This is a genomic window from uncultured Thiodictyon sp. (genome assembly GCF_903946935.1).
GTDB lineage: Bacteria > Pseudomonadota > Gammaproteobacteria > Chromatiales > Chromatiaceae > Thiodictyon.
Window position 1 is genome coordinate 1 of sequence record NZ_CAJAXH010000134.1, and the last position, 16,241, is coordinate 16,241.

Sequence of the window (16,241 nt, forward strand, 5' to 3'; positions counted from 1 at the left end):
CCGACCTCAGTCACCGTTAACCGTTCCGACCATCCGGCCGGCGCGCCGATGTGCGGCACACGCGCTCAAGGGCAGGAACTGGGAATAGCATAGGCGGCATCATGACCAAGGCTGCCTATCAAAAGTAGGAAACTTCAGTTTGGTAGGTTTCGCACATACTACCAATGGCGCCGGATTGGGTCGCTTATGTGGCACGCCGACAAAGAATGGCCCACCTTCAATGATCAAGACGGGACCTATGTGGGTTGCCCACGGTCCCTGGCAGACAAGGTGTTTTACCCGAACCAACGGGCCATCGAAACCGCCTTGGGTCTACCGCCGACGGTCCCAGCGCCCGGGCAACAGTTGGACTTCGTCTTTTAGATCAGATTTTTGGAGTACCCACCATGAACGAAACAGCGCAACCCCGCGGAATATGGGCTTCTGCCACGGTCCACCTATGGATCGACGAACCACTCGACGCCGATGGCGAGTGGGACGAACAGAAGGGCGAAAAGCTGAGCGAGGCGTTCACGCAACTCAATCTATCCGGAGTTGTACAGCGGGCGGTTGATGCGGCCATCGCTGGGATTCCGGAGTTGGTCGCGTGCCGTGTGACAGCAGTCGTCCTGGCCGACTAAGAGCGTGGATGTGGACTCGCCAGGGCGGGATTCATAGCGGCAAAGGCTGCTGTCGTGCCAATTCGACGGCTTATGCGTTTGTCGGTCGCAAGCCGACGGCGCGAACTGCCGTATAGCGCTTGATTGCTTCAGATGAGATGGGAAATGAATAAGAATCCTGGTGCGGTCTACGCCGAACTCTGGGGCGAGTATGTCGCAGCCAGACAGGCATTCGATGCGCGAGCCAATGCAATCGCTCAACGTGAGGCCAATGAGCTTGCGATAACGGAGTTTTCCCAGCAAACCTTTTCCAAGGACTTTTATGAGTCCTGGACGGACCTCACCAAACGCGCCGCGGAGATCGTCGCGCGCCTGGTCCGTCTGGCGAGCGAGACGTTCACGCCGGCCGGCTGCCCGGCGCTGAGTATTCCCTATAAGGACTTCCAGACCCGCTTCGTCAATGATGCCTGCGACGACCGCTCGGGTCGGGATTACGTCTTTCGTCCCGAGCGGTTCGATCCGGCGGCTTTGTGGGTCGAGCTGGAGCAGGGCTATGGCGGCGAACAGGGTGTTGAGCTGGCCTATCGCAAGGCGGCGTGCTGCATCGACGGCGCATTTGACCTGCGGCCGGGGGCCGTTGTCGAACGCCGACGCGAGGGCGTCGTCCTGTCCATGCGGGTCTTTATCGACCGTTCATTCGAGACGCACACCCGGAAGCCGCTGTCATGGGGCCGGCAAGAGGAGCTTGCTCAATTGCTCGGCTACCTGCAGACGTTCGCGGTCTGGGCGGAGGACGCCAGCAATCTGGCGGGCGGGCTCGACGAGGCGAAACGCCAACTGTGTGTCCGTGACTACAACGTGGTCTCCCGGCAACGCCTGCGGGTCTCCCCTGCCCTGCACATCATTACCTATCACACTCGCTTTGAGTTCGTCTTCGGCGCCGCGATCGGCACGCAGCTGCAACTGTTCCTGGCCCTCTATGGCCGACATTCCGAGAGCGCCGATGCCCAGGAGGCCGCATGACCACTGACGCACCCGTCCCGGCCGCCCACTGGCGCCAGGCCCTGCGCGGCCGGGCCTCACTCGGGAGCCAGGCGAAGCGCCCGGGGTCACTCGCTGGACTGCACACGGCCCGCCTGGCGCACCTTGGCCAGTTCTTCACCCCGGACGCCCTCGCCGCCTGGATCTGGCGCATGGTCGCCCCCGCGGTGGACCGCGCCTTGTCCGGCGACGGTGAAGGCGCCCGGGTACCCCTGATCGACACCAGTTGCGGCACCGGCGCCCTGCTTCAGTTCGCCGATCCGGCCCGCCACACACTGACCGGGACCGATGTTCACGGTCCCAGCGTGACGGCGCTCGGTGACGCCGCCAAAGCGGCCGAGTTCCAGTGCCACTTCTCAACCGTGGGCATGGAGCAGATCGACCCGACCGGCTTCGGGGTCGCCCTGATTAACCCACCCTTTTCGCTCCACTTGGAGGCCCCGACCCTGGTTGCCGGCCCAGCCACGCACTACGGGCGCTTCGGGCCGGATACCTCGGCCCTTTCGCACGCCTACGCCTTGCAGCAGGCACTGGCGGCGGCCGACCTGGTGGCGGCGGTCCTTCCCCGGTCCTACACCGACACCATCCTGGCCGACCCCGGGGCCTGGCCGCGACTGGTGGCCGCATTCCACGCCCCCGCCTGGTGCTTCCGCGAACAGGGTGCCGAGGTGCGAGTATCCGTGCTGTTCTTCGCCAACGAACCACGAGCCCCCGGCACCAAGGTCTGCGTCGAGACCCTGGACGACGCGCTGACCCTGGCGCCGGACTTGGGCTTGTCGTGCCGCACTTCGGACCACCTGAACCCCCGGCTGCGTGAGACCGGCATCGTCGACGAAGGACCGACCATCACCCGCCCGGTCACAGGCAACACCAGGGTCCGGCTCGGCCACTCAGGGCGCAAGCTGACCCTCGGCTTTGCCTGTGGGCTGATGGAAGCGAAAGTCCGCAACGCAGTCCTGCGCGAGCGGCTCACCGCCCCGGTGATCGACGGCCACCGTTACCCCAAAGGGGTGAAGTACACCGGCCAGGGTGCGCTGGATATCGAGGTCCACCTGACCCAGGCGGACCCGCTGGCGTCTATTGGTGCGCTGTGCGACGTGATCCGCGCGGCGGGCGCCGACCTGGAAGTCGACCCCGGGTTGTTGCGGTATCTGCACAAGCGCGCCCGCCGGCTGCGCATTGAGCGCACCCCCTTCCGGCATACGGTCCTGGTCAAGGCCGACATGGCGCATGGCCCGGCCGCCGCAATCGTCGGCAAGGCGCGCACCACACACCTGGTGGACCCCGATACCTGGGGCTCGCCGGTCATCAAGGCGGGGGCGGAGGTGGCCTTCGCGCCCGACGGTGCCGGGTCCTACCGGTACCGGGTCGGCGGGCGTGACTTCGGGCTATCAGAGGAAGCGCTCAACCGCCGCTTCGCCGTCGTCACCGGACAGACAGAGGACCACTGGGAGACGGTCCATCCCGGACGCCTGACGGCGTTCCCCGAGCGGGCGGCGGAACTTCGCCGCCGTGGGCAGGCGCTGGGCCTGGATGGATTCCTGTCCTGGGACTACCAGTTCGAGGACCTGCTGGAACTATCAATGACCCGCGGTGCCATCGCCGCCTGGGCGGTCGGGCTCGGCAAAGCGCGGCTCGCGGCCGGGCTGATCCTGCTGTCAGGCTGCACCGCCGGGCTGATCTGCACCGAGGCGTACCTGATCGACGAAATACGCACCGAACTGGCCAAGCTGCCGATCCCGGCTACGGAATGGCAGGTGATCCAGCGCCCGCAGGACCTCGATCGACTGCGGCGGATCAACGTGATCAGTTACCACCGGCTGCGGGCGCCAATCAACGGTGCCCACCAGCGGCGGACCTACGCAAGCCGGCTGCGGCACCGGATCGGTTGCCTGGTCGCCGACGAGGGGGACCTGTTGCGCAACAAGGGGACCGCCCAGAGCGCGGCCTTGCGGAAGGTTGCAGCCAAGCGGCGCCATGCGTTGTCCGGGACCCCGCTTGGGAACTACCCGCGCGATGCCTTCTCTGTGCTCGCCTTCACCGGGGGCGATGCGACCGCCGCCCAGGTTTATGGGATGCACCGGTGGTATCTGGACCCGGCGCTGCGGCAGTCGACCCGCGACTGCGTGCCCGGGGTCGATCGGGTGCGCGAGCAGTTCGTCACCCTGGAGTGGGTCACCAATGAGTTCAAGGACGACATGACCACTGGTGCCAAGCGGGAGGTGCCGAAGCTGCGCAATCTGTCGGCCTACCGGGCGGCCCTGGCCCACCACGTCAAGCGGCGCGTGGCCCAGGAACCCGATGTGGCGCGGCACTTTCAGATCCCGGTACCGGAGCACCGCGTGACCACCCTGGATTGGGACCCGGCACACCTGGCCCATTACCTGCGGGTCGCGGAGGACTTCCGCCAGTGGTACATGAAGGGCCAGGCCAATTCCCGCGAGCGTAACCTGATCGCCCTGCTCGCGCGCATCCAGGCGGTGCAGATCGCGGCGGCGATCCCGCAACGCCGCTCGGACAAGTCCCCGTTCGTCTACGACGGCGGGCTCACCAGCAAACAGCGGTATGTGGTGGACCGGTTGGGGGCCTTGGTCGAGGACGGCCACAAGGTGATCACCTATTCCGAATGGCCCGAGTTGCTGGAGGTCATCGGGCGGGCCTTGGATGGGCGCGGGGTCGAGCACGTCACCATCCATGGCGGCAAGCCCATTGCCGAGCGGGTCCGGGAACTGAACACGCGCTTCCGCGCCGGCCCCGCCCCGGTGCTGTTGGCAAGTCTTGGGGTGGCGCAGAAGGGGCTGAACATCCCGGAGGCCGACCGGGTGCTGTTCCTCACCCGCTCCTGGACCGCCAAGACCGAGGACCAGGCGGAAGGTCGCGTGCTGCGGCCCCAGCAGACCCGGCCCGTCACGACGGAGTTCGTCCACTTGCGGGGGTCGATCGACGACTACCAAGGGCAGATGGTTGCGCACAAGGGTGACGCGATACGGGCCGGACTCGACTGGTGTACGCCGGAGTTGGACGATGTGGAGTTCCTGCACCTGGATACTATTCTGGGGCGGTTCGTCGAAGACTTGGCGGGGCTGATGGGGTGCCGGACCCATGAGGTCCGGGACCGACTGGCGGCATAGGGGGCGATGATGAGTGATATCGAGATTGTCATTGGCGACGGGTCAGTCACCATCCGCCGCTCAGGGCGTTCAGCGCCCATCGTGGCGCAGGTCCTGGGGCTTGATCGGAACCCGGAGGGTGAAGTCATCCGTCTATGGCTCGATCGCCTGGTGCATCGGCCGGGGGAGGACTGGACCGGCGACTGGTCCGTCCGTGGCGCCGTGAGTTCGATCGTCGAGCGCGTTGGCATCGGCGCCGGTGATGCGTTCCGTCGCCCACCGGAATCACCATGAGCGCCCACGGAGCGACCCGCCAACGCGCCTTCGAGACCGCCTGTACCCTCGCCGCCGCCGGCAAGCGCCCGACGATCGCCGCGGTCCGCGAGGGACTGGGCGGCAAGGGCTCCCAGCAGGCGATCGGCGCCGGGATCGACGACTGGCTCGACGAGGCCGCCCGGCGGTTTCAGATACCCGGCATTCCCGACGCGCTGCGCACGCAAGTGGTCGAGGTCTGGGACCAGGCGTGCCGGCTGGCTGGCGAGCAGTGGGTCGGCGCGAAGACGGCGCTTGAGGCCCAGGTCTCGGCGCTGGACGCCAAGGTCGCGGCGGTCGCTGGGGAGCGTGACGCGGCCAGGACCGAGATCGAGCGACTGGCCGCCGAGCTGGACCGTCAGGGCACCACGCTGCGGGAAACCCAGGACGCCCTGGACCTGGCCGGCAACACGCTCGCCGCCCGTACCGAGGCATTGGCGGAGACGACCGAGGCCCTGGCGCAGGCCCGCGCGCAGGGCGAGGACCAGGCCCGCCAACGGGATCATGCCGAGCGGGTTGCCGCCGCGTCGGTAGAAAGCCTCACGGCGGCCCAAGAGCGCATCGCCCGGCTCCAGGTGGAGCAGGAGGTCGCAACCGCGCGGGCCGAGTTGCTGGAGCGCGCGGAGGCGACCGCCCGGGACGCGGCGACGCAGGCGCGGGCGGACCTTGAAGCGGCACAGGCGCTGGCGGACCACTTGCGCGGCGCGGTGTCCGAGCGCGACGGCCAGCTTGCGACGCTCACCGCCACGGTCCAGGCGGAACAGCAGGCGCGGGATGCGGACACCCAGCACTGGCTCAGCCGCCTCGCCGAGCATCAGGCGGCAGTGGCGGATGCCCGTGCCCGGGAAACGGCGCTGACCGACGAGAAGAAAGCCCTGACCCTGGAGACGCAACGCTTGCGGCACGACCTTCGGAAGGTGCAGTCCGGGATCACTGGCCGCTTCGCCAGCCCGGAGGGCACCGCGCCGTTGGCAACCCCCATCCTCCAGGAGCCCGGGAAGGCCTCATCCTGATTCCCGTGGAACCAACCGCCGCGCGATGACGCACGCCAAGCCGGGCCACCTCCCCGCCTGCCTGGCCGGGAGCGGATCAGCAAGACCGAGATTGGCTGAGGTTCGCGGCCACCGACGGGGCGATCCGGCGCACCGCGGTCAAGTCGCGGGGACGACCGACGCACCTGGGCCGGACGGGAGCGTGAGCATGGGGATCGGGAATCCCTTCTCACTCCTGAGCCAGCGTGGCGCCACAGAGCGGCCCATAATGACGGCAAGTCCAACCCTGCGAGCACTATCCCATGCAGTTGAATGACCCCACGCTGCTGCGCAACCAGACCCTGATCGACGGACGCTGGACCCACGCCGACGATGACGGCACCTTCCCCGTCTCCGATCCCGCCACCGGGATGACCATCGGCGGGGTTCCCGCCATGGGCACCGCTGAGACCCGGCGCGCCATCGCGGCAGCGCAGCAGGCCTGGCCGGCCTGGCGGGCGCTGACTGCCGCCGAGCGCGCGGCGATTCTGCGCCGTTGGCATGACCTGATGCTCGCCGCCCAGGACGATCTGGCGCAGATCATGACCGCCGAGCAGGGCAAGCCGCTCGCGGAAGCACGCGGGGAGATCGCCTATGCGGCGTCGTACTTCGCGTGGTTCGCGGAGGAAGGCCGGCGGGTCTACGGCGAGTTGATTCCGCCCCACCAGGCGGACCGGCGGCTCCTGGTCATGCGCCAACCCGTCGGGGTCTGCGCGGCCATCACGCCCTGGAACTTCCCGACCGCCATGATCGCCCGCAAGGCCGCCGCGGCGCTGGCCGCCGGCTGCACCCTGGTGGTCAAGCCGGCGCAGGAGACGCCGCTGTCGGCCTTGGCGCTGGCGGTGCTCGGGGAGCGCGCGGGGCTGCCGGCCGGTGTCCTCAATCTGGTCACCGGGGCGCCCGAGGTCATCGGCGCCGAACTGACCGCCAACCCCACCGTTCGGAAGCTGAGCTTCACCGGCTCCACCGAGGTTGGGCGGCTACTCATGCGCCAGTGCGCGGATACGCTGAAGCGCTTGTCACTGGAACTGGGCGGCAACGCCCCCTTCATCGTCTTCGACGATGCGGACCTGGAGGGAGCGGTGGCCGGCGCCATCGAGTCCAAGTACCGCAACAGTGGTCAGACCTGCGTCTGCGCCAACCGGCTGCTGGTCCAGTCCGGTGTCCACGACGCCTTCGTCGCCCGACTGGTCGAGCAGGTGGCGGGGCTCAAGGTCGGCGCCGGAGTGACGGCGGGCGTGGTACAGGGTCCGATGATCAACGCGGCAGCCGTCGCCAAGGTGGAGGCCCAGATCGCCGACGCCGTCGCTGGCGGCGCGCGAATCCTGACCGGTGGGCGCCGCCACGCCCTGGGTGGTACCTTCTTCGAGCCGACCGTGATGGTCGGGGTGCAACCGGGGATGCGGGTGGCCCGTGAGGAGACCTTCGGTCCGCTGGCGCCGATCTTTCGTTTTCACACCGAGGCCGAGGCCATCGCGTTGGCCAACGCGACCGAATTCGGCCTGGCCGCCTATTTCTACACGCGCGACCTGGGACGCGCCTTCCGCGTCGCGGAGGCCCTGGAGTATGGGATGGTGGGACTCAATACCGGGCTCATTTCCACCGCGATCGCACCTTTTGGCGGGATCAAACAGTCAGGATTCGGCCGCGAGGGGGCACGGCAGGGGCTCGACGCGTATCTGGAGACCAAATATCTCTGCGTGGGCCTGTAGGTGGTCGGCGACCGACCCAGTGCGGTCACTGAGCGGCAGATGCGCCTTGCCTACCAGCGCAACAGACGCGGCCCGAGCAAACCGCCGACCAGGGCGGGGATCAGGATGCCGAGCAGATACCAGGTGCCAAGAAAGGGCGCCGCGAGCTCCGGGCAATGCAGGCAATACACCAGCGCGCCGAGGCTGCCGGCGAGCAGTCCCGCCGCCGCGCCGCTCAACGGCAGTTGGGTCGGTGCCAGTCCGCGCATCGCCCAGAACACGGCGACGAACACCGGCACCGCGAGCAGCGCAATCAGCCCAGGGCAGGACGTCCAGGTCGCCCCGAAGATCAGCCCGGGCCGCTCCACCGGCGCTGCCTGGGCCAGCACGAAGGCGGCCAGGACCCAGATCGCCAGCGCGGGCGCGACCAGCGCCGCGGGCACCCACGCCAGCGCCATGCCGGGGCGCGACAGACGCATGGCGGCGAGCAGACTGGCCCAGGCCAGGCCGGCGACGAAGGCGAGTTTGACCCAGAACATGGGCAGACGTACCGCGTCGCCCAGATCGGGACGCAGCCCGAGCAGGATCAGCATCAGCGCCCCCGCGCCAATCAAACCCAGACCCATCGCGACGGCATGCCGGCGGCCCACGGGGTGCCGTTCGACGGGCTCCACGCCCGTTGCCAGCAGCACAACCAGCTCATCGGTCTTCATGTCTCACCTTTTATCAGTGCGGCCAGGGCCTTAAGTCCACGATGTACGCCGACTTTGATGGCCGACTCCGACATGCCCGTCGCCATCGCCGCCTGCGCCACGGACAAGCCCTCCAGTTTGGTGCGCACGATGGGCACGCGTTGGCGCTCGGGCAGTTGGGCCAGCAGCTTGTGCACATCGATGCGCGCCTCGGCGGCCTCGCCATCGGCGGTGGAGAAGAGCTCCGCCGTGTTCTCCAGCACCGCGTCCAGCGGGTCCGTCAGTCGCTCCTTACCGGCCCGCCGACGCAGCCGGTCGACCAGCTTGTACTTGGCAATGGCATGCACCCAGGCCGTCAGGGGCTGGCCGGCGTCGTAGGTATGCCGCTGGTTGTGAACGGCAAGCAGGGCTTCCTGCACGAGATCCTCCACCTCATCGGGCAACGCGATCAAGCGCCGCCGGAAATACGCGCGCAGATGTGCGGTCAAGGCGTTTAGGAAGCCGTGGTAGGCCACGGCATCACCGTCGCGTCCTTGCAGCAACGCGTGCCGCAAACGCGCCTCGGTGGAGTCGAAGTGCACCTGTTCAGTCATTCGTTGAAGCGCCACCTTTGGTTACAGAAACCTGGCTAAAAAACCGTGATGACAGGATGGGGCGAGATCGGCCGGACGAGGAGTTTGCCCGGTGCTGTAACCGTTCACCACCACGGCGCGAACTTGCTTGCAGACCCAGCTTGAACGCCAGGCTGACAGACCGGGCAACGCGGACTGCATCGCCCCGCCAGCGCCGCCAACCATTCATCGAGACGAGGTGACTGCACATGCCTTACGTTCGGACCCTGACCTACGACGGCCAGACGTTACCGGCCCGCTACGGCTACCCGATGAAGCTGCGGATGCCGACCAAGCTCGGCTACAAGAATCCCAAGCACATCCAGGCACTCTTCGTCACCAACACCTACCCCGGCGGGTACTGGGAAGACCAGGGGTACAACTGGTTCGGCGGCAGCTGAGTCGCGCTCGGCGCCCTGAAGTACCGGCCTCAGAAACGCATCATCCAACCAGGAGATCATCATGATCAAACGCTCGACACGCACGATCCTGGGAACCGGCCCCGCGGCCGCGACACTGGTCGCGGCAGTCCTGTTCGCAATGACCTCCAGCCTCCGGGCGGGCGCGTTGCCTGACCCGAAGGTCGATGAGCCGCCAACGCCCGGCAAGGAAACGGCAGTCCTGGCCGGCGGATGCTTCTGGGGCGTCGAAGGTGTTTTCGAGCACGTCAAGGGCGTACGCGAGGTCGTCTCGGGCTATGCCGGGGGGGATGCCGACACCGCGACCTATCGACAGGTGAGCTCGGGCACCACCGGCCACGCCGAGTCGGTCCGCGTGACTTACGACCCGTCGCAGGTCACCTACGGACAACTGCTGAAGGTGTTCTTTGCGGTGGCGCACGACCCCACCGAGCTCAACCGCCAGGGTCCGGACAGCGGCACCCAGTATCGCTCGGCCCTGTTCACGACCAACGACGAGCAGCAGCGCATCGCCGATGCCTACATCGCCCAACTGGCGGCGGCGGGCGCCTATGCGCGCCCCATCGTCACCCAGGTCACACCGCTCGGGGGCTTCTATCCGGCCGAGCCCTACCACCAGGACTATCTGGTGCGCCATCCCAACCAGCCCTACATCGTCATCAACGACCTGCCCAAGATCGGCGCGCTGCGGCGCGCGCTCCCTAACCTCTATACCGACCAATGATGAACACGACCCACGTCCTGGTGGCGACGGCCATCACCGCGGCGGCTGTACTGCTGGTCGCCCCGTGGCCGCCGGAATCGGCCCAGGCTGCCGAAGCAACGCGCCTCGACGGCGCGCCGACGGCCCAGACGCCACGCTGGCAAAAACCTTCACCAGCGCAGATCAAAGCGCGCCTTGACCCGCTCCAGTATGAGATCACTCAGGAGGAAGGCACCGAGCCCCCCTTCCGCAACCGCTACTGGGACAACCATGAAGCGGGTCTTTACGTCGACGTGGTCTCGGGCGAGCCCCTGTTCAGTTCGCTGCAGAAGTTCGACTCCAAGACCGGTTGGCCAAGCTTCTACGCGCCGCTCGAACCCAACGCGGTCGAACAACGCCAAGACCGGGCCGGGGGAATGACGCGCACCGAGGTGCGCTCGCGCATTGCGGACTCCCATCTTGGACACGTCTTCGACGACGGTCCCAAGCCCACGGGACTGCGCTACTGCATCAACTCCGCCGCCCTGCGCTTCATCCAGGTCGCCGATCTGAAGCGGGAGGGCTATGGCGACTTCTTGCCCCTGTTCGAGAAAGGGGGATCAACCGGCCACGATTGAACACCAACGCACGGCCTTCAGCGAGGTATGGAGCGCCCACTGGCACAGGCGCGCGTTCGTTGCGGGCGCGCAATTGCGCTGCACCGCAACCGATTGCGATCCGACCGGTGGTCATCATCCCCCTGAATGGGATGCAGCGGCTGGAATTGCGATGGAGCACTTCAATCCTGCGCGCTCACGGCCGGCGGTGACCGCTATTCTGCGCGAAGAGGTTGACCGCCAGGTCAAACCCCCCGCATGCTTGGGCTATCCTCGCCGACGCCTCCACATCCACCGCCGACCGACCTGCGGGTATGACTTCACCACGCGTTCTTCTCTGGGCCTGCCTGATGGTCGCCGCGAGCGCCAGCGCGACGGACTGGACACCCGTGGGGGGATCGGACCGGCAGGAGATCACAACGGACCTGTTTTACGCCGAACGGTCGGCGGTCCGTCCCTCCGACGGTCGGCAAGTCACGGCGCACCTCGCCTTCTTCACCTCGCCGGCGTTCCACCTGAAGGTCGTCGATCTCGGGGCCGGTGCCGAGCCCGTCTATCCGACCCTGGAGGATGGCTTTCGGGCCGAAGGATGCGTCGCGGGGGTCAACGGTGGATTCTTCCACCCGGACCTGCAGCCATCCGGGCTGGTGATCTCCGCTGGCCGCCGGATCAACCGGTTCGAAACCGCCAAGCTCCTCAGCGGTGTCGTCTACAGCGATAGTCAGGGTGTCCACCTCGTCCGGCGGGCCCAGTTCCGGGATCACCCGGACATCGCCGCGTTGCTGCAGAGCGGTCCGTATCTCGTGGAGGGCGCGCGGGCGGTGCGGGGTCTGTCCGCGTCCGCTCCCAACCGCCGGACCTTCATTGCCACGGATGGGCACGGGCGCTGGGTCTTGGGTGCCACCGTGAGCCCGCTCACCCTCGCCGACTTCGCGCAATGTCTCGCCTCGACCGGTGCCCTGATTCCTTGGAGGGTCGATCGCGCCCTCAACCTCGACGGCGGAAGCTCGACCGGATTTTTCTTCGACCGGCGGGGCGACACGGCTCCGGTGAGCCTAAGTCCCTGGAAACGCGTCCGCAACCTGCTTGGAATTACCCCGCGCCGAGAGGCCGCCGGAGGGACGCGGGTGGCACAAACGCCCCCAGGGACGAATCGGCCGGCGGCGGCAATCGGAGCAAAACCGTCGGCTGGCCCGGGGCACCTACATCGCGCTTGGTCGCGTTGATCAGACCTCAGGCCGCGTGGCCGGATGCGTTCGCGATCCTGCCGAGTCGCACCGGCACCAAACCAGCGTCCGATTGTTGACCGGCATCGGGTGATCGGCGCGCAGTTCCAAACCCGCCCGAGCCGCCAACGCCCGCAGATCGTCCAAGTCCCGCACCCCCATCCGCGGGTCCCGGGCCTTGAGCGAGGCATCGAAGCGGGCATTGCTCTCGCTCGTCTGCCGTCCGCCATCGCTGAACGGGCCATAGAGTGCGAAGGATGTACCAGCAGCCAAGATCTGACCCACGCCGAGGAACATCCGGCCGACCTCCGGCAGTCCCATGATGTGGGCGGTGTTGGCGCTGAAGACGCCGTCGAACGGGCCGGCCGGCCAGTCGCCGGTGACGTCCAGGCTCAGGGGCTCCGGCAGGTTGGGCAGCCGAGCCTCGGCCAACCACAACCGGATACCCGGCAACTGGGCCGGAACATCGCTGGTCTGCCAGATCAGGTGAGGCAGCCGGTTGGCGAAGTAGACCGCATGTTGGCCCGTACCGCTGCCGATCTCCAAGACCTGGCGGGCCTTCGCGAACAGGGGAGCGACGACCGCGAAAATGGGGGCTTGGTTCTCCTCGCAGGCCAGCGAGAAGGGTTTGTCGTGGAGCGAGCGTGTTGCCATTGGGATTGGTCCTGGCGCGGGTTGTCGCAACCCGCGACAGCGGTGGTGATTGGGCAAGCGCAGATCGGGCAGAACCGGGGGTCGCCGGTCCTGTGGATGCCCTCTCCTGCAATTGCTGCGAGTATACGACCAGTGAGGCAGCGTTCTCTGCGGCGCGTGCGTTCGTCTCGGCAGGTCGAAGGCACTGCGGCCGGGCGGCACCGGGCCGCGGGGCGCTTAGGTGCGCTGCCACCGCGCCGCGCCACGGACGATCAGCCACAGCGCGAGCAGCTTGACCGGCAACAAACCGAGCGTCGGTAGCAGCAGCACCGCCAGCGCGGCGCTTGGCGGCAAGCGTTTGATCGCTCACTTGATCCGGGGCATCGTCGGCAGTCGGCCCAGACCGTAGACCTATCTCTCGGGGCACGGAATCGATGACAGCGGCAGAAACATCGGTGTTGGCTCTGGTCGATCGATCAGGCCGCCCTCGACCACCGACACCGGCTCGAAGCCATAGCGAAGATAGAACGTCTGTGCCTCGGGTTTCGCGTCGACGACGACGCCGACACACCCGATCTCGTCGGCCATGCGGCGGGCGAGGGTCAAGGCGAAGCGCAGCAGGACCTGGCCGACCCCGCGGTCCCGCGCCGTCTCGGCCACCGCCAGTCGCGCCAATCGTAGCGTCGGCAAGGGGTAGCGCGGTAACCGGCGACGGCGCTCGGCGGGGAGCGCATCGATTTCGATCTCGGACGGCGAGACGGTGACAAAGCCCAGGATCGCGTCATCCTCGACCGCGATGTAGGTGACGCCGACATGGTGGCGAAACTGGTTTTGGCCCGCAAAGCGATGGAAAAAGCGGTCGAGGTCTGGGTGTCCGCTGCGGAAGCGGTCGCGATTGTCGCCAGGCTCCAGCCGCCGAATCCTCATGCTCACAAGGGGTCACTGTGAGCGGGCCCCGGGTCCTCGCCGAAGAGTTCACGCATGGCCCGATTGGGGGCCTCCTGAGACTCCAGCCGCTCCAGCAGCCGCTCGCCCGAGGCGGCCGTGACCACGAGACGCGGGGGTATCACGATATCCTCAGGGATCTCGCTGATGGCCTGTAGATGGTGCAGCAGCGCCTGCTCGATCACGAACCCTTTCTTCATCCCCCGGGCACGGACGTACCGTTCCAGGCGATCACGGGTTTCGGGAGAGATGTTCGCGGAAATCTGGGTCACGTCGCACCTGCTCGCGGTGGTTTCTACAGAACTGTAGAGAAGTCTAGCATGATACGGAAGACCGCCGTGCGCCTGCGGTTCAGAAACGCGGGCAAGGAAAGCGCTTCACTTTCCCGTTGGCTTGCCTACCGCACGACGGCCCTGATCAAGGCCCCGCCCGCACCGGCTGGACCACCTGGCGACAGTCGCCCCTTCCGCCTCGCGCGTGACGGGGAGGCCCGAAGCGGCAGATCGCCCTGTGGGCATCCGCCCTACCTCGCTTCCCGGCATTGACGGCCACCGGCTGAGGCGCGAATATCGCGCGCTTGATCAAGTCGTTCCGCTGCAAAGAGACCGCGGGCATCGCGGTGGGCAAGCGCTCCGCTTGAAAACCCGATTGGCACACTGGCCGCCGTGCCCGACCGATACCGAACACCCCGAGAGACCCCGAAATGTCGACACGCGGCTGGTACGACTATTACGTCATCGCTCCCCACACGGGAACGCTGTCGCTCGCCATGCGATGTCAGACGTTTCGTTGCCACGGCACGCTATCTTCGTCCCTGGCGAGACTACGGGTTGCGGCTCAATCTGTTGGGCTGGTTGCAGTACCTGACCCAGCCGACGCGCAGCGCCGACATGGGCTCGCTGGCCGGCGACTGGGACCCCCACTGGGATATCGCCTACCGGTACCGGCTCTTTTTCTGGATCCACTCGGACGACCCCTTTCGGATCACGCGGATCGCCATCGAGCTGTGCGACCGCGCCGGCTCGAACCTGCTGACGGCCGCGGACCCGGAAGACGACGACGAGTGGCGGCGCGAGGAGCTTAACCGGCTGCACAAGACCATCCGCGAATCGGACATCGCAATGGCCACGCTGGAGACAGTACAGCGCGAATACGCGATGCCCGCGGATCGCTTTTGGCAGTTCCGTGAGCGGCCTGACCCGCAGGAGACCAGGTCGCGCGCGCGCCGAAAAGCGTTGCAGGGGAGCTACAACATGCTGTTGATTCAAGTCGAGAAACGCTTCGGAGCAGCGATCGCCGCCGACAGCCGACCGCTCATGGAGCGGATCGACGAATTCGAGCGGCTGCTGACGCTCGCAGACGCGGTGATCGACAGCCCCGACAGCGAGACTTGGCTGGCCGCGTTGGGGGAATCGGTGGGGCGAAGTCTGCCCGAGACAGACGACCGAACGCCCGACCTCAACAAGCGCGACTGAACGATGTGCACCGGAATAACGTGGTTCCGTGGGGTAGATCGAAGAGGATCAACCGACGAACCCGGTGCTGATTGACTCCAGGTAGCCGATCGCATCCTCGGTCCGGCCTTCCTGCACCAGTTGCAATAGGGACTTGTGACGGAACGCAGGAATGGGTTCGTTCTTGACCAGGAAGATGGCGCGTTGTGGGTCCGGCTGTACCGCCGTGGCGGCCGACAACACGCGCATCAGGTCACGCAGTGCGGATTGCAGTCTTGGCGATTCCGGGTGGGTGCGCAGGGTGTTGCGATGGACCCCCGCCAGCTCGGCCAGATCCTGCTGCTGCAGGCCAAGGATGTCGGCGACGCCCGGTGCAGAGAACCGCGACGTCCCGGGTTCCCGCGTCGATTCGAGTACATCTGCGAAGATGGCGGCCATGGCGTTGCACCTGATGTGGCATGTCGTAAATGCACATTCTACGCACAGTACAGGCACAGATCAAGTCCCAGACCGTCCCGCGGCCTGTCGCGACGGGTAAGTCGCCTGCTGAACGATGCCGATCGGCGTCCATTCCGAGCAACCATCGACACCGCCTCCCCCGACTCCTCGGTCGCGACCAGCGCCCGACCGCGCGACAACGCCGTGCGCACCGGGCGCTGCCGGGTGGGGTCGGGAACGACGAGCAGAATGCGTGGCTTCGGGTTCGACATCATTTCAACTTGAGCGACGTGCCCTTGTTGATGATGAGCTCAATCCCCCGTCCCGCATCGACTTCGAGAACGCGATCAGGAATCCGGCCTGCAACGCCTTGGCGAGCAGTGCGCCCTGCTTGCTCACCAGCCGACCGCGGATGCCGACCTTGCCGTCTTCGCCGACCGCGTAGGCGTCGAGCGGGACCTCGATGACCCCGCCGTCGGTGCGCACACAGGTCAAGGTCTCGGCGCGCAGATAGGCGCGCTCCGACCCGAGATCCCCAAAGCCGCCGACGATCACGAAGCACTCTTTGACGTCCGCGCGGAACCGATTGGGCAGGAGCGCGTCGTGCTTGATCCGCACCAGGGCCGGGGTCGGCTGCTGCCGGGCGCCCTGCCCCGTGGGGGCGTCCAGGCCGTTGAGGAGCACGCCGGTGAGGATGCTGCCGGCCGGGATGAACAGTTCGCCCGGGGCCGGGGCGGCGG

The 16,241-nt window shown here is 67.0% G+C and carries 17 protein-coding genes and 2 pseudogenes; 12 read left to right on the plus strand and 7 right to left on the minus strand.

Annotated features, from left to right (window positions below):
* Positions 1-186: 186 nt before the first annotated feature.
* The 7 genes from QZX93_RS11630 to QZX93_RS11660 all read left to right on the plus strand — a co-directional run bounded on the left by QZX93_RS11630 (position 187) and on the right by QZX93_RS11660 (position 7,805).
* Positions 187-363 (plus strand): hypothetical protein, encoded by a 177-nt coding sequence (locus QZX93_RS11630; protein WP_295390619.1) that lies wholly within the window; start codon positions 187-189, stop codon positions 361-363.
* A gap of 23 nt (positions 364-386) precedes the next feature.
* Positions 387-620: a hypothetical protein gene (locus QZX93_RS11635; protein ID WP_295390622.1), complete on the plus strand. Its 234-nt coding sequence runs from the start codon at positions 387-389 to the stop codon at positions 618-620.
* Between the two features lie 144 nt (positions 621-764).
* Positions 765-1,622, plus strand: a complete 858-nt coding sequence (locus tag QZX93_RS11640; protein ID WP_295390624.1) for a hypothetical protein — start codon at positions 765-767, stop codon at positions 1,620-1,622.
* Positions 1,619-4,771 carry a DEAD/DEAH box helicase gene (locus QZX93_RS11645; protein WP_295394615.1) on the plus strand — a complete coding sequence of 1,051 codons (3,153 nt, stop codon included), beginning with the start codon at positions 1,619-1,621 and terminating at the stop codon, positions 4,769-4,771. Before QZX93_RS11640 ends, QZX93_RS11645 begins: the two co-directional genes overlap by 4 nt.
* Before the next feature lie 9 nt (positions 4,772-4,780).
* Positions 4,781-5,044, plus strand: a complete 264-nt coding sequence (locus QZX93_RS11650) for a hypothetical protein (protein ID WP_295390948.1) — start codon at positions 4,781-4,783, stop codon at positions 5,042-5,044.
* Positions 5,041-6,075, plus strand: a complete 1,035-nt coding sequence (locus QZX93_RS11655) for a DNA-binding protein (RefSeq protein ID WP_295390946.1) — start codon at positions 5,041-5,043, stop codon at positions 6,073-6,075. Before QZX93_RS11650 ends, QZX93_RS11655 begins: the two co-directional genes overlap by 4 nt.
* Positions 6,076-6,356: 281 nt before the next feature.
* Positions 6,357-7,805, plus strand: a complete 1,449-nt coding sequence (locus QZX93_RS11660; RefSeq protein ID WP_295390944.1) for an NAD-dependent succinate-semialdehyde dehydrogenase — start codon at positions 6,357-6,359, stop codon at positions 7,803-7,805.
* Between the two features lie 50 nt (positions 7,806-7,855).
* Here the strand turns inward: QZX93_RS11660 and QZX93_RS11665 are convergent, their stop codons facing one another.
* Both QZX93_RS11665 and QZX93_RS11670 read right to left on the minus strand, forming a co-directional pair.
* Positions 7,856-8,497, minus strand: a complete 642-nt coding sequence (locus QZX93_RS11665) for a DUF1109 domain-containing protein (protein ID WP_295390942.1) — start codon at positions 8,495-8,497, stop codon at positions 7,856-7,858.
* Positions 8,494-9,069 carry a sigma-70 family RNA polymerase sigma factor gene (locus QZX93_RS11670; RefSeq protein ID WP_295390941.1) on the minus strand — a complete coding sequence of 192 codons (576 nt, stop codon included), beginning with the start codon at positions 9,067-9,069 and terminating at the stop codon, positions 8,494-8,496. The genes QZX93_RS11665 and QZX93_RS11670 overlap by 4 nt, the downstream gene beginning before the upstream one ends.
* Positions 9,070-9,296: 227 nt before the next feature.
* On the opposite strand from QZX93_RS11670, the gene QZX93_RS11675 reads away from it, so the two are divergent.
* The 4 genes and pseudogenes from QZX93_RS11675 (at position 9,297) to QZX93_RS11690 (ending at position 12,031) form a co-directional block, all read left to right on the plus strand.
* Positions 9,297-9,488 carry a molybdopterin-dependent oxidoreductase gene (locus QZX93_RS11675; protein ID WP_295390939.1) on the plus strand — a complete coding sequence of 64 codons (192 nt, stop codon included), beginning with the start codon at positions 9,297-9,299 and terminating at the stop codon, positions 9,486-9,488.
* A gap of 61 nt (positions 9,489-9,549) precedes the next feature.
* Positions 9,550-10,230 (plus strand): peptide-methionine (S)-S-oxide reductase MsrA, encoded by a 681-nt coding sequence (msrA, locus tag QZX93_RS11680; RefSeq protein WP_295390937.1) that lies wholly within the window; start codon positions 9,550-9,552, stop codon positions 10,228-10,230.
* A 149-nt stretch (positions 10,231-10,379) separates the two neighbouring features.
* Positions 10,380-10,826 (plus strand): annotated as a pseudogene (gene msrB / locus QZX93_RS11685) (peptide-methionine (R)-S-oxide reductase MsrB); the annotation flags it as partial.
* Between the two features lie 293 nt (positions 10,827-11,119).
* A complete protein-coding gene (locus tag QZX93_RS11690; protein ID WP_295390935.1) occupies positions 11,120-12,031 on the plus strand; it encodes a phosphodiester glycosidase family protein in 912 nt (303 codons plus the stop codon).
* Here the strand turns inward: QZX93_RS11690 and QZX93_RS11695 are convergent, their stop codons facing one another.
* The 3 genes from QZX93_RS11695 to QZX93_RS11705 all read right to left on the minus strand — a co-directional run bounded on the left by QZX93_RS11695 (position 12,032) and on the right by QZX93_RS11705 (position 13,881).
* Positions 12,032-12,685: a DUF938 domain-containing protein gene (locus tag QZX93_RS11695; protein ID WP_295390933.1), complete on the minus strand. Its 654-nt coding sequence runs from the start codon at positions 12,683-12,685 to the stop codon at positions 12,032-12,034.
* 390 nt (positions 12,686-13,075) lie between these two features.
* Complete coding sequence (locus QZX93_RS11700) at positions 13,076-13,591, minus strand: GNAT family N-acetyltransferase (protein WP_295391014.1); 516 nt, start codon at positions 13,589-13,591, stop codon at positions 13,076-13,078.
* A gap of 2 nt (positions 13,592-13,593) precedes the next feature.
* The gene (locus QZX93_RS11705) at positions 13,594-13,881 is read right to left on the minus strand and encodes a hypothetical protein (protein ID WP_295390931.1); all 288 of its coding nucleotides are present in this window, start codon (positions 13,879-13,881) and stop codon (positions 13,594-13,596) included.
* Positions 13,882-14,499: 618 nt separating this feature from the next.
* On the opposite strand from QZX93_RS11705, the gene QZX93_RS11710 reads away from it, so the two are divergent.
* Positions 14,500-15,084, plus strand: a complete 585-nt coding sequence (locus QZX93_RS11710) for a hypothetical protein (protein ID WP_295394617.1) — start codon at positions 14,500-14,502, stop codon at positions 15,082-15,084.
* A 48-nt stretch (positions 15,085-15,132) separates the two neighbouring features.
* On the opposite strand, the gene QZX93_RS11715 is transcribed toward QZX93_RS11710, so the two are convergent.
* A complete protein-coding gene (locus QZX93_RS11715) occupies positions 15,133-15,501 on the minus strand; it encodes a DNA-binding protein (RefSeq protein ID WP_295390927.1) in 369 nt (122 codons plus the stop codon).
* Between the two features lie 348 nt (positions 15,502-15,849).
* Positions 15,850-16,241 (minus strand): annotated as a pseudogene (locus QZX93_RS11720) (TraB/VirB10 family protein); the annotation flags it as partial.